The 13,979-nt window shown below is 34.1% G+C and carries 14 protein-coding genes; all 14 read left to right on the top strand.

Translation table 11 applies throughout. The annotated features are described in order from the left end of the window. Positions 1–14: 14 nt before the first annotated feature. The 14 genes from LN736_RS11485 (at position 15) to LN736_RS11550 (ending at position 13,815) form a co-directional block, all read left to right on the top strand. The gene (locus tag LN736_RS11485) at positions 15–803 is read left to right on the top strand and encodes an electron transfer flavoprotein subunit beta/FixA family protein (protein WP_179977362.1); all 789 of its coding nucleotides are present in this window, start codon (positions 15–17) and stop codon (positions 801–803) included. 20 nt (positions 804–823) lie between these two features. Next, positions 824–2,038, top strand: coding sequence for an electron transfer flavoprotein subunit alpha/FixB family protein (locus tag LN736_RS11490; RefSeq protein WP_150358767.1), 1,215 nt, complete (start codon positions 824–826; stop codon positions 2,036–2,038). A gap of 47 nt (positions 2,039–2,085) precedes the next feature. After that, positions 2,086–3,498: an FAD-binding oxidoreductase gene (locus LN736_RS11495; protein WP_150358768.1), complete on the top strand. Its 1,413-nt coding sequence runs from the start codon at positions 2,086–2,088 to the stop codon at positions 3,496–3,498. 293 nt (positions 3,499–3,791) lie between these two features. Then, on the top strand, positions 3,792–4,826 hold the full coding sequence (gene argC, locus LN736_RS11500; protein ID WP_150358419.1) for an N-acetyl-gamma-glutamyl-phosphate reductase: 1,035 nt from the start codon (positions 3,792–3,794) through the stop codon (positions 4,824–4,826). 23 nt (positions 4,827–4,849) lie between these two features. Next, positions 4,850–6,070 carry a bifunctional ornithine acetyltransferase/N-acetylglutamate synthase gene (gene argJ, locus LN736_RS11505; RefSeq protein WP_179977361.1) on the top strand — a complete coding sequence of 407 codons (1,221 nt, stop codon included), beginning with the start codon at positions 4,850–4,852 and terminating at the stop codon, positions 6,068–6,070. Positions 6,071–6,107: 37 nt separating this feature from the next. Continuing rightward, complete coding sequence (argB, locus tag LN736_RS11510; protein ID WP_150358430.1) at positions 6,108–6,959, top strand: acetylglutamate kinase; 852 nt, start codon at positions 6,108–6,110, stop codon at positions 6,957–6,959. A 90-nt stretch (positions 6,960–7,049) separates the two neighbouring features. Then, a complete protein-coding gene (locus LN736_RS11515; RefSeq protein WP_150358431.1) occupies positions 7,050–8,225 on the top strand; it encodes an aspartate aminotransferase family protein in 1,176 nt (391 codons plus the stop codon). Between the two features lie 187 nt (positions 8,226–8,412). After that, a complete protein-coding gene (locus LN736_RS11520) occupies positions 8,413–8,619 on the top strand; it encodes a DUF1657 domain-containing protein (RefSeq protein ID WP_150358421.1) in 207 nt (68 codons plus the stop codon). A 16-nt stretch (positions 8,620–8,635) separates the two neighbouring features. After that, positions 8,636–9,496, top strand: coding sequence for a DUF421 domain-containing protein (locus LN736_RS11525; protein WP_150358422.1), 861 nt, complete (start codon positions 8,636–8,638; stop codon positions 9,494–9,496). An 11-nt stretch (positions 9,497–9,507) separates the two neighbouring features. Next, positions 9,508–9,987, top strand: coding sequence for a stage V sporulation protein AC (gene spoVAC / locus LN736_RS11530; RefSeq protein ID WP_150358423.1), 480 nt, complete (start codon positions 9,508–9,510; stop codon positions 9,985–9,987). Continuing rightward, the gene (gene spoVAD / locus LN736_RS11535; RefSeq protein ID WP_150358424.1) at positions 9,988–10,989 is read left to right on the top strand and encodes a stage V sporulation protein AD; all 1,002 of its coding nucleotides are present in this window, start codon (positions 9,988–9,990) and stop codon (positions 10,987–10,989) included. Positions 10,990–11,010: 21 nt separating this feature from the next. Beyond that, entirely contained in the window at positions 11,011–11,364 is a 354-nt protein-coding gene (gene spoVAE, locus LN736_RS11540) for a stage V sporulation protein AE (protein WP_150358425.1), read from the top strand. 23 nt (positions 11,365–11,387) lie between these two features. Next, the gene (locus LN736_RS11545) at positions 11,388–11,594 is read left to right on the top strand and encodes a DUF1657 domain-containing protein (RefSeq protein WP_150358426.1); all 207 of its coding nucleotides are present in this window, start codon (positions 11,388–11,390) and stop codon (positions 11,592–11,594) included. 151 nt (positions 11,595–11,745) lie between these two features. Further along, positions 11,746–13,815 (top strand): sigma-54 interaction domain-containing protein, encoded by a 2,070-nt coding sequence (locus LN736_RS11550; RefSeq protein WP_150358427.1) that lies wholly within the window; start codon positions 11,746–11,748, stop codon positions 13,813–13,815. The last annotated feature ends 164 nt before the right edge of the window (positions 13,816–13,979 follow it).

Here is a 13,979-nt window from a genome sequence, read left to right on the forward strand (position 1 = left end):
GAGGTAATTTATAAATGGATATATTAGTATGTATAAAACAGGTACCTGGAACTTCTAAAGTTGAAGTAGATCCTGTAACTGGAGTATTGAAAAGAGAAGGTATAGATTCTAAGATGAATCCCTATGATCTATTTGCACTGGAAACTGCACTGAGACTCAGGGAAAAACATGGAGGAGTAGTAAAGGTAATAAGCATGGGACCGCCTCAGGCTGCAGATGTAATAAAGGAAGCCTATATGATGGGTGCTGACGAAGGAGTGCTTCTGTCAGACAGAAAATTTGCAGGGGCTGATGTACTTGCAACTTCCTACACCATATCCCAGGGAATAAAGGCAATGGGTCATATAGACCTGATTCTCTGCGGCAAGCAGACTACAGATGGAGATACGGCTCAGGTAGGACCTGAAATGGCGGAGAATTTGGGAATACCTCATATAGCTAATGTACTAAGCATTGAAGAAGTAAAGAATGACTCAATGATAGTTAAAATGGATATGCCCAATACTGTGGAAATATCACAGATAAAATTTCCATGCCTTTTAACAGTGGAAAAAGATATCTTTCAGCCAAGGCTTCCATCTTACAAGAAAAAGGTGGCTACAAAAGACAGAGAAGTTAAGATCTTGAGTCTCAAAGATTTTGAAGATAAAAGTGAAAACAGGTACGGACTCAACGGTTCACCAACTCAAGTAGAAAGAATATTTCCACCTGAAGTAAACACAGATAAAGAGATGTGGAATGGAACTAGTGAAGAACTGGCGGATAGATTGACTGAAAAACTTAAAGAATTAAAATTTATATAGGTTATTAGGAGGAATGGAAAATGGGTAAATTGGTAATAAACAAAGAGAAGCTTACTCCTTCAATTATAAAGGAATTAGTTGATATATGTCCTTTTGGGGCAATGGAGAGCAAAGATGGAGGATTGGAAATAAATGCAGCTTGTAAGATGTGTAAGCTGTGTGTAAAAAAGGGACCAAAGGGAGTAGTAGAGTTTATAGAAGATAAAGTTGAAGAAATAGACAAAAGTCTCTGGAAGGGAATAGCTGTTTATGTGGATCATGTAGAGGGAAATATTCACCCTGTAACTTATGAACTCATAGGTAAAGCTAAAGAGTTGGCAGCTAAGATAAGTGATGATTATCCCGTATATGCTGTATTTGTAGGACATAATATAAAGGATAAAGCACAGGAAATACTTCATTATGGTGTAGATGAGGTTTTTGTATATGATTACGAGGAGCTTAAAGATTTCATAATAGAGCCTTATACTGCAGCTATGGAGGATTTCATAAGTAAAGTTAAACCTTCAACTCTTCTTGTAGGAGCTACTACCGTTGGAAGATCACTGGCACCTAGAGTTGCAGCTAGATTCAAGACCGGACTTACTGCTGACTGTACAGTACTGGACATGAAAAAAAATACAGATCTCGTACAGATAAGACCTGCTTTTGGTGGCAATATAATGGCTCAGATATTAAATCCAAATCACAGACCTCAATTGGCTACCGTAAGATATAAAGTCATGAATGCACCGGAGAGATCAAAAGATATTTCAGGAAAAATAACTGTCCAGGAAATGGATAGGAAAAAATTTAAATCTGGAATAAAAGTACTTAAAGTAACTAAAAAAGAAGTTGAAAAAGAAATATCAGAAGCAGATATTATAGTTGCAGCAGGCAGGGCATTCAAAAATGAAAAGGATTTGGAAATGGTATATGAACTTGCAGATCTGCTTGGAGGACAAGTAGCTTGTACAAGGCCACTTATAGAAGCAGGGTGGATAGATTCCAAGAGACAGATAGGACTAAGTGGGAGAACAGTTAAACCAAAACTCATAATAACTTGTGGTGTGTCTGGTTCAGTACAATTTGTAGCTGGTATGAATAATTCTGATTTAATTATTTCAATAAACAAGGATCCAAAAGCATCTATATTCAATGTAGCCCACTATGGTATCGTAGGGGACGTATATGAGGTTATACCAAAGCTCATAGAGAATATCAAAGCAAAAAAAGGTCTGTGCCAACCGGCGTAAATTGCAGATGAATTTCAAATTTTTAAGTTTAGTTTGGAGGAAAAAACATGGAAATGTGTGTTGAAAAATATAAAAAATTAAATAGTGATGATATAAAATTTCTGGTGGATTTACTTGGCAAAGACAGAGTTTTTACAGGAGAAAATATAAATGACGATTACAGTCATGATGAATTGGGTGGAGTCAGCAAATATCCCGACGCAATGGTAGAAGTTTTAAATGCAGAGGAAGTTTCAAAGATAATGTCCTATGCCTACAAAAACAATATACCGGTAGTAGCAAGAGGTTCAGGAACTGGCTTAGTTGGATCATCAGTGCCAATAGAAGGAGGCATAATGATAAACCTAACCAAGATGAACAATATAATTGAATTGGATGAAGAAAATCTCACTTTAACTCTTGAGCCAGGCGTGCTTCTCATGGATATAGCAAAATTTGTAGAAAGTCATGATCTATTTTACCCACCGGATCCAGGTGAAAAATCCGCGACCATTGGTGGAAATATAAGTACAAATGCCGGTGGAATGAGAGCTGTAAAATACGGTGTTACAAGAGATTATGTAAGAGGCCTTGAAATAGTACTTCCCAATGGAGCTATATTGGAGCTCGGTGGAAAAATAGTTAAAAACAGCTCAGGTTACAGCATAAAGGATTTGATATGCGGCTCAGAGGGAACTCTCGGGATAATTACAAAAATAATATTGAAGCTTCTTCCTCTTCCAAAACAATCCATAAGCTTGCTTGTGCCATTTCCAAACCTGGATAAAGCTATAAGTACGGTACCGAAGATAATAAAATCAAAATCCATACCAACTGCTATAGAATTTATGCAGAGAGAGGTCATACTTGCAGCAGAAGAATTCCTTGGAAAGAAATTCCCGGACAATTCGTCAGATGCATACTTGCTTCTGACTTTTGATGGAAACAGCAAAGAGCAGATAGAAGCCGATTACGAAAAAGTAGCTGAAATATGTCTTCAGGAAGGAGCCCTTGACGTCTATATTTCAGACACGGATGAAAGGAAAGAATCAGTTTGGTCTGCAAGGGGAGCATTTCTTGAAGCCGTTAAAGCCACCACTACTGATATGGATGAATGTGATGTTGTTGTTCCAAGAAACAAAGTAGCTGAATTTATAAAATACACCAATGAGCTTCAAAGACAATTCAACATAAGAATAAGGAGTTTCGGCCATGCAGGAGATGGAAATCTACACGTATATATTTTGAAAGATGAGCTTTCAGATGAAGAATGGAAGAAAAAGCTAAGCGATGTATTTGACTGCATGTATAAAAAATCAGAAGAATTACAGGGTGCTGTGTCGGGAGAACACGGTATAGGATATGCCAAGAAAAAATATATATTCCGCCAGTACGGTGATGAATATATGAAACTTATGAGGAATATAAAACTTGCCTTTGATCCTAAAAATATATTGAATCCAGATAAAGTTTGTGAATAATCAGAAATAGAAGAATAAAAACCTTCGTAAAATTTTATGAAGGTTTTTATTCTTTTTTATAGAAAATATTTAAATTTTAATAAAATGATATATATAAATTATTGTATATTTATAATAAAATAAATAATGCAATGATAACTTTATATACTTTGACCTACGACGTATAAGAAAAAAATTATAAAAAATAAATTAATTTTTATAAAATATGTTGCATATTTATTCATAAAGTCATATAATAACTACATATTCAAAATAGCATCCTATAAGTTCTATAAAAAAGGGGGTAAACAAATTTGATACAGGTAGGAATTATTGGGGGGACAGGTTATGTAGGCGCAGAACTTGTAAGGCTTTTGTCAAATCACAATAAAGTGCATATATCTGGAATATCTTCTGTTCAATATAAGGGGAAATCTCTATCCAGTATATATACTGGATTTTACAAAATCAATGAACTTATATGTGAAAGTCAACAGGATGTTGTAGAAAAAAGTGATTTGATATTCTTGGCACTGCCCAGTGGATTAAGCCAAGCTATTATTGAAAAGGCGGTTCAAAAAAACAAAATATGCATTGACATGGGAGCAGATTTCAGATTTAAAAATGAAGATTTGTATAAAAAATGGTATGGTAGAGATTTTATCAACCACGACTTACATCAACAATCTGTATATGGCCTTCCGGAATTGAATAGAGAACATATACGAAAATCTCAGATTATAGGGAACCCTGGATGTTATGCTACTTCAGTTGAATTGGCACTTTTGCCTCTTATTTCCGGAAACTTAATAGAAAAAAAGGGTATAATTGCAGATTGTAAATCCGGAATAACTGGATCAGGAAAAAATCTTACAGAAAGCAGTCACTTTGTAAACTGCAATGAAAATTTCAGTGCTTATAAAGTGGTAAATCATAGACACACTCCGGAGATAGAGGAAACTTTAAGTAATGTATGCAGGGAAAATGTAAAGTTAACTTTTATTCCCCACTTGATTCCAATAAATAGAGGAATCTTATCTACAGTTTATACGACTCCCAAGGATACAATAGATTTAAAAAGTATATATAAAAAATACTGTGAATTCTATAAAAATGAATATTTTGTAAAAGTATTACCACTTGGAGAAGTGTCAAAAATAAGTAATGTTAGGCTCTCAAACTACTGTCATATATCTTTACACTATGATGAGGACAATAACAAGCTGGTAATTATATCCTGTTTAGACAATATGATAAAGGGTTCGGCAGGACAGGGAATTCAAAATATGAATATTGTTTTGGGTTTTTCAGAAAAAGAGGGACTTGCCGCTTTACCAGCTGTTTTCTAATTGAACTACAGGAGGTTGTTAAAATGGTTTTTAAATTTATAAAGGGAGGAGTAACTTCTCCTAAAGGCTTTATATCTTCTGGAATTGACTGTGGGCTTAAGGGAAAAAATTTAAAAGATCTAGCTCTTATAATGTCCACTGGTTCCTGTAATTCCGCAGGAGTTTATACCACAAACAAGGTCAAAGGAGCTCCTCTTCTGGTTACCAAAAAACACCTGGAAAATAAAACTGCTCAGGCTATAATCGCAAATAGCGGCAATGCCAATACATGTACAGGTAAAGTGGGTATAGAGGATGCAGAGAAAATGTGCAGGTTTGTGGCAAAAGCATCAAACATTAAAGAAGAAAATGTGCTTGTGGCATCTACTGGCATCATAGGAGTAAAATTGAATATTGATTCCATAGAGAATTCCATTCCAGTTTTAGTCAAAAATTTGAGTAAGGATGGCTATAAAGATGCATCTGAAGCCATAATGACTACGGATACTATTCCCAAAACCCTGGCTGTGGAATTTAAAATTCAGGGAAAACCAGTTGTCATAGGTGTCATGGCAAAGGGTTCTGGAATGATACATCCGAATATGGGAACTATGCTTTCTTTCATTACTACCGATGCAAACATAAGCGGTGAACTCTTAGAAAAAGCCTTAAAGGAAAGTGTGAGAGTGAGCTATAACAGAATTTCTGTAGATGGAGATACATCTACAAATGATATGGTATTAATTATGGCAAACGGGCTTTCTGACAATCCCGTAATAGAAGAGGAAGATGGGGACTACAAAATATTTTTAGAGGCACTTAAAAAATTAAATATAGAAATTGCAAAAATGATTGCAAAAGATGGAGAAGGTGCCACAAAACTTATAGAATGTAAAGTTTTAAATGTTCCCAGTGAAAAAGATGGTGAGATCCTTGGAAAATCAGTAATATGTTCCAATTTAGTCAAAACTGCCTTTTTTGGATGCAATGCAAATTGGGGAAGAATACTGGATGCAGTTGGATATTCCGGAGTGGATTTCGATATAAATAAACTTCAGGTATCTCTGAAAAGTTTGAAAGGAAATATACTGGTATTTAAAAATGGAGAACCTGTAGAATTTTCAGTAGATGAGGCAGAAGATATATTGTCGGAGGATGAAGTGAGTATAATCTTAAATTTCAATTCAGGCAATTACAGCACCTGCTGCTGGGGATGTGATTTAACCTATGACTATATAAAGATAAACGGAAGCTATATGTCATAGAAACTGTTGTTTAACAAGGGGGGCGCATATGCAAATAATGGATCATAATGAGGTAGCAAAAGTCTTAGCAGAGTCTCTGCCTTATATTCAAAAATACAGAGGGAAAACCATAGTTATAAAATATGGCGGCAGTGTGATGAAGGATGAAAAGCTCAAGGGATATGTCATAAATGATTTGGTACTCATGAAATGTGTGGGAATAAATATAGTAGTTGTCCATGGGGGAGGTCCTTTTATATCCTCCCATTTAAAAAAATTAAATAAAAAGAGTATTTTTATAGATGGATTAAGATATACTGACAATGAAACCATGGATGTAGTCCAAATGGTACTTTGCGGAAAAGTTAATAAGGATTTAGTCAATTTAATAGAAAATTATGGTGGGAAATCCATAGGCCTGTGTGGTATAGATGGAAATATGCTTGAGGCTAAGAAGGCTTCTCTTAAAATGGATCTGGGAAATGTAGGAGAAATAGTCAACGTAAATACCGAAATCATCAACAATTCCATAGAAAATGGATACATCCCTGTAATAAGTAGTGTGGCCAGGGGAAATAATGGTGAATTATACAACATAAACGCAGATACATGTACTTTTAGAATTGCAGCAGCCTTAAAAGCACAAAATTTAATATTTCTTACAGATGTACCTGGAGTTATGACGGATGTTAGAGATCCATCTACACTTGTTTCAGAACTAAAATTACAGGATATTGCTAAGATGTATAAGGACAATATGATAAAAGGCGGAATGATACCAAAAATTACATCTTGTGTTGAGGCAATAGAATCTGGAGTTAAAAGTGCTCACATTATTGACGGAAGAGTTCCTCACTGTCTTCTTCTAGAATTATTCTCAAAAAAAGGAATAGGAACAATGATCTATTAAAATAAAATAATATATATCTAAAATTATTTATATAAAAGGGGGGCAAAACCATTTGCAGGATAATATGAGTTCTGTATAATGGAAATTTTTATGGATTATTTATATTATGCAAAAAAATATCTAATTAACACTTATAAACATCTTCCTGTGGTATTTACAAATGCTAAAGGATGTAAGTTATATGATGTCTCGAATAAAGAATATTTGGATTTCACTTCAGGTATAGGGGTTATGGCATTAGGACATGGAAATGAGAAATGGATAAAAGCTGTGGAAGATCAACTGGAAAAATTAGTTCATACATCAAATATAGTTTTAAATATTCCCGTGTTGAAGTTAGCCAAAAAACTTACGGAGATCTCAAATATGAGCAAGGTATTTTTTTGCAATTCAGGAACGGAAGCTAATGAAGGTTCCATAAAGCTTGCAAGAAAATACAGTTTTGAAAAATATGGAAAGGGAAGAAATACTATAATCACTTTAGATAGAAGTTTTCACGGAAGAACAATGGCCTCGCTGGAGGCTACTGGAGAAGAGGAACTTCATAAATACTTTTATCCTTTTCCGGAGGGGTTCAAACATATTGATATCACTGTAGAAGCCCTGGAAAAAGCTGTAGATTCAACTGTGTGTGCTATTATGATAGAAGCAGTTCAAGGAGAAGGTGGAGTGAATCCATTGAGTAAGGAATTTGTCAGCAAAGTATTTGAAATAGCTGAAAAAAATGATATATTGGTCATATGCGATGAGGTTCAATGCGGTCTGGGAAGAACGGGAAAGCTATATGGATTCAATAATTACAATGTACAGCCGGATATTATATCCGTAGCCAAGACTCTTGGAGGAGGTCTTCCAATGGGTGCTGTTCTCTGCAACGAGAAACTTAAAGATACTTTTAAGTATGGAGATCACGGTTCCACTTTTGGAGGAAATCCAGTTTGTGCAGCTGGAGCCATAGAAGTGTTAAATGAAATTACTGATGAAAGTTTCTTAGCAAAGGTAGCTGAAAAAGGAAAATTTATCAAAGAATTTTTTAAAAATAACTCTTCTAAAAATATAAAAGAAGTTCGAGGAATAGGATTAATGGTAGGCGTAGAAATCAAGGGGAAAGCTTCTGAGATTCAAAAAAAGGTCTTTGAGAAAGGTCTTCTTGTCCTAACCGCCGGCAGGGATAATGTAGTAAGAATTCTTCCACCTCTTATAATTACGCAGGAAGAATTGGAAAAGGGACTAAATATAATATATGAAGCTATAAAAAGTATGTAGTCTGTTTCAACAATAAACAAATGATTTGAACTCCAACTTATAAAAATTAAGTTGGAGTTATTTTTGTCGAAATTCATAAAATTAAACGTAATAATTTAATACAAATAAGGTAAAGCTAAATTAAAAGATTTAATTTGTACTTTGTAAATAAAGGGGAAAAATATAGTGAAAGAGGAGGGATTAAAAATTGACTGTGGGATCTAAAGTAAAACAAACAATGATAACCTTAAAAGGCGCAGAAAGTACTTTGAGACTATATTCTCTTCAAGAACAGGATAAAAAGGCCAAAGGCATATATAGAGAATCTTTTGAAGCTGTGGATGGTATAGTTCAGGACTTGAAAAAGAGAATTAAATTTTTAGAATATGAGGAACCCCAGTATAAAAGTAATTGATTTGGAGGAATAGTATATGAAGATTTGGATTGCAATTCTATTAAAATCAACAGCATTATTTTTTTTATCTTTACTTTGTATAAAAGTACTGGGCAAAAAACGCTGGACAAAAATAACTCCTTTTAATTTTATAAACTATATCGTAATAGCTGTTTTAATTGTATTGATTTCCGTAAATATTATACCCAACTGGGTGTTTGGCATAATTACATTGGCTGTATGGATACTTATTCCAATAGCTCTGGATTATATATGCATGAAAAGTAAATTTATATATAACTTGATAAATGGGAAAGATATAATAATTGTTAAAAAGGGAAAAATTATGGAAGAAAATTTGAGCAAAGTCAGATACAGCGGTGAAGATATCATCAGAGAACTTCGTTCCAAAAACGTATTTAATCTAGCAGATGTAGAATTTGCAATAATGGAATCTACCGGGGATATAAATGTAATGTTGAAATCTGACAAAAAACCTGTCACCCCAAAAGATTTGGGAATACAAACTTCCCCTGAGGGAGCACCTCAAACTGTAATACTGGATGGAAATGTTATAAATGAATCTTTAAGCAACCTCGGGCTGAATCAGGGTTGGTTAAATGAGCAGCTGGAGCTTCTAGGAGTTTCTCTAGATAATGTATTTATAGGTCAAGTAAATTCCAGAGGCGAACTATACGTAGATCTATTTGATGATATGATTCAGGTCCCTAAATTAAATCTGAGAGAAATGCTTTATGCCAATCTTGAAAAGGCAGAATCGGATTTAATGTCTTTTGCCTTGGATACACAGGATAAAAATGCCAAGAATATTTATGAAAAAGATTCTATTATACTAAAAAACATATTGGAAAAATTAAAACCCTATTTATTGGGATAGAAGGTGATACAATGTCTGATAAAAAGAAAAAAAAATTAACTCCTGCACAGCAGCAGTATCAGAACTTTGCAAAAGAAAATGAAACGAAAAGAAAGGTTTTTACAAACTGTTTAAAGGCATTCTTAGTGGGAGGTACAATATGTGCTGTAGGTCAGGGACTTCAATTTATGTTTATAAAATATTTTAATTTTACAGAGACAACTGCAGGAAATCCTACATCTGCAATTTTGATAATAATATCTGTATTACTTACGGGATTTGGAGTATTTGATCATATTGCCCAGTGGGCTGGGGCAGGTACTGCCATACCTGTCACTGGTTTTGCAAATTCCATTGCATCCTGTGCTATAGAGCATAAAAGTGAAGGGTTTGTTCTGGGAGTAGGCGGCAATATGTTTAAGCTGGCAGGCTCTGTAATAAGTTTTGGAGTTTTTTCCGCATTTGTAATGGCTATTGTGAGAATAATTATTCAATGGTTAGGTGGGATGTAGATGATTCAGGGACATCAATCATGGATATTTCAATCCAAGCCAATTATATTGGGATGTTCTGCCGTAGGAGGACCTTTTGAAGCAAAAGGTGCACTGGCTAAAGAATTTGATTTACTCCATGAAGATATTTGGCTTGGTCAGGATAGTTTTGAAAAGGCTGAAAAAAAATTGCTGGAAGAAGCCTGTAATATAGCTATAAAAAATTCAAAAATTAAAAAGGAAGACATAAACTTTTTTACCAGTGGAGATCTTATGAACCAGATAACCAGCAGCAGTTTTTCTGCGAGAAGCCTTAAGATACCATATCTGGGCATATTCGGCGCATGCTCTAGTTCTATGGAAGGATTAGCCTTGGCATCTTTTATTGTAGATAGCGGTGGAGCCAATTATGTCCTCTGTGGAACTTCAAGCCATAATGCAGCTGCAGAAAAACAATTCAGGTATCCTACTGAATATGGAGGGCAAAAGCCTCCTACAGCACAATGGACGGTAACTGGAGCAGGTGCTGCAGTAATCGGCAAAGGATATGATAAACCTAAAGTCACTTCAGCCACCATAGGCAGAGTAATAGATATGGGAATTTCCGACCCTTTTAATATGGGAGCAGCTATGGCACCTGCAGCAGTTGACACAATAGAGGCACATTTCAGAGACCTGCACAGGGATCCATCCTACTACGATATTATAGCCACTGGAGATTTAGGCAAAATAGGGCATGAAATAGCTAGAAAAATGCTGAAGAAAGACGGTTTTGAATTTCCCCAGGGAGTATTTACAGACTGCGGCATTTTAATGTATAAAAAGGATCAGCCTGTATTTTCGGGTGGCAGTGGATGTGCCTGCTCTGCCACAGTAACTTATGGTCACTTTTTAAAAGAGATGAATAGAAAGAAAATAAACAAAATATTGATAGTGGCCACAGGAGCACTTATGTCACCCATGTCCTATCAGCAGAAGGAAAGTATACCCTGTATCGCCCATGGAGTATCTATAGAAACATAGAAAAGAGGTGCATTTATTTATATGGAAAAGTTTATTTGGGCATTTGTAGTAGGCGGATTAATATGTGTAATAGGCCAGATCATGATGGATGTCTTTAAGATGACTCCGGCCCATACTACAACTACTCTTGTAGTAGTTGGAGCCATATTAGGAGGATTTGGACTATATGAGCCGCTTATAAAATTTGCTGGAGCAGGTGCCTCTGTACCTATAAGCAGTTTTGGAAATGCACTTGTGAAGGGTGCTATTATGGAATCTAAAGAATATGGAATAATAGGAGTATTAACTGGAATTTTTGAAGTTACCAGTGCCGGTATATCTGCTGCTATAATTTTTGGATTTATTGGGGCTTTATTATTCAAACCCAAAGGATGATTTAAAAAAGGAGGTGATAAAATATGACAGTCGGAACTCAAATGCAGCAAGCAATAGCTGGGGTTCAGAGCGCAGCTGCAACTATGAAGACATTTGCACTGGAAACCCAGGATCAAAATGCCAAAAATGATTTTCAGAATATAGCAAAAAACCTAGATGAAGCCTTGAAAATACTTAATGGAAGACAAAAATATATCCAACAGCAAGAGCCACAATATACTAAACTTTAGCAGCAATTAAAAATAAACAATATTTAATAATAATTTAGAGGCTATAATTGCCGGCATATATACGTTATAGGCAATTATAGTCTTTAGCTTAAAGCATATTGGAATAGATATGTTATACTATAGTGGATAATTAATTTAAAGGATGAAAAATATGAATAAAAAAATTGCAATAATAGGTTACGGAAAGGACGCAGTGGATACCTACGGTAAACAGATTACTGCTTTATTTTCGAATAATTTATCTATAGAAAAATTTTATATAGATGAACCCAATGTAAGGAAAGTAATAAATGCAGATCTTATCCTTGTCCAATCATACTATATTTTAAGGAAAGTAAAACCCTACTTGAACTTAGAGAGTAAGATAGTGATTGCAAATAGGACTATTTCAAAAACTGGATTTAACAAGATAATGAATATTCCGAAGGGATCTCATGTATGGCTTTTAGATGAAAGTATGGAAATGTCCATAGAAATGGTGTGTTTATTATATGAACTGGGCATACGACATGTGGAGATCACTCCTATGTATCCTGGCATTGATAGGGACGTGAGTGGTAAAAATCTTATTTTATTGGGAAAATCAGCCTGTAATACCAAAGGTGCTAAACAAATTATAAATATAGGACACAGCCTTTTGGATATAATCACCATACTGGATATAGGGGAAAAATTAAACTTACTGTATATTTTACAAAATCAAAATATAAGAATGGGATACAAGGAAATTGTCAGTAAAAATTTTGGCTTGTCTTATGTAATAGGACAGACAAATCGCTTTGGGAGTGAACTTAAAGTATTACTTCAAGTTTTAGATGATGGAATAATAGGAATTGATCCTGAAGGTAAAATTTATACTTACAATGAGGGTGCAGAAGAAATAATTGGCATAAATAAAAATAATGCTCTTGGAAAGGACATAGCTGAATTATTTCCAAACCTACCTTTCGACATGGTATTAAAAAACATACATCCACTTACTGAAAGACTTATAAAAATAAACGGATACGATGTTGTACTATCTGCACATCCGCTAGTTAATTCAGGTATACTTTATGGCGTAGTTGTGATAATTAAAAAATTTAATGACATAGAAAAAAAACAATACAGATTCAGAGCACAAATAATTGGACAAGGATACAGAGCAAAATACACATTTGATGATATATTAGGTGAAAGTGAAATTATAAAAAAATATAAAAAAATCGCAAGAAGAATGGCGGATTCAGATTCATCAATATTGATAACTGGAGAAAGTGGTACTGGTAAAGAATTATTTGCACAAGCTATACATAACAGCTCGTCAAGAAAAAATTACCCTTTTGTAGCTGTAAATTGCGCTGCTATCACTGAAAGTCTCTTAGAAAGTGAATTGTTCGGATACGAAGAGGGAGCCTTTACAGGTGCTAGAAAGGGCGGAAAGCCAGGGTTATTTGAACTTGCCCATAAAGGTACCTTGTTTTTAGATGAAATAGGTGAAATGCCGCTAAATCTTCAAACAAAGCTTCTAAGGGTGCTTCAGGAAAGGGAAGTTATGAGAATAGGAGGAAGTGGATTAATCAAAGTAGATATTAGAATAATTTCTGTAACTAATAGAAATTTAAGAAATATGATAAGTCAGGGGAAATTTAGAAAAGATCTATATTACAGATTAAGTGTACTTCCATTGAATTTACCACCTTTAAGAGATAGACGAGATGATATAATCCCTTTATTTAATGAAATAAAGTCCCAATTAAATGTTAATTTTACATTGACAAAATCAGCTGAAAATGCTTTGATTCATCATAATTGGAACGGAAATGTGAGAGAACTTAAAAACTATATAGAATACTTTACCAGTTTAGGCATTAAGACAATAGATTTAGAAGATCTACCTTTTTACAGAGAGAAATCTCATAAAAGTATATTTAATAGTAATGAAGAAATTATATTCAAAAAATTTTTAAGTGAAATTGATAAAGATGTAGAAAAATATATATTTTTACTGAGTGAATTAGATAGAGGATATAAAAATAAAAAGAGAATGGGAAGACGAAGTTTATATAAAATAGCCAGGCAAAAAAATATTTTTTTAAGTGAACAGGAAATAAGAGTTATGCTCATAGAACTGGAAAAAAATTTGATGATAAAAATAAATAGAGGCAGGGGGGGAAGTGTAATTACAAACTTTGGTGAAAAAGTTCTAAATTATTTAAAAGATAATAGTATGAAATTATAGAAAAGGGTTAAATGGGTAAATTTTATGTACCATTTATCCCTTTTCTATAAATAAACCTCTATAAAATAACGCTCTTTTACCTGTAAAACATTTGGCATAATATATGCTTTTAAAATAATATAAAGCGAAATTACTATTTCAAATTTGTATATATTTATTATAGT

This window comes from Clostridium aromativorans, from assembly GCF_020908015.1.
Taxonomy (GTDB): Bacteria; Bacillota; Clostridia; order Clostridiales; family Clostridiaceae; genus Clostridium_B; species Clostridium_B aromativorans.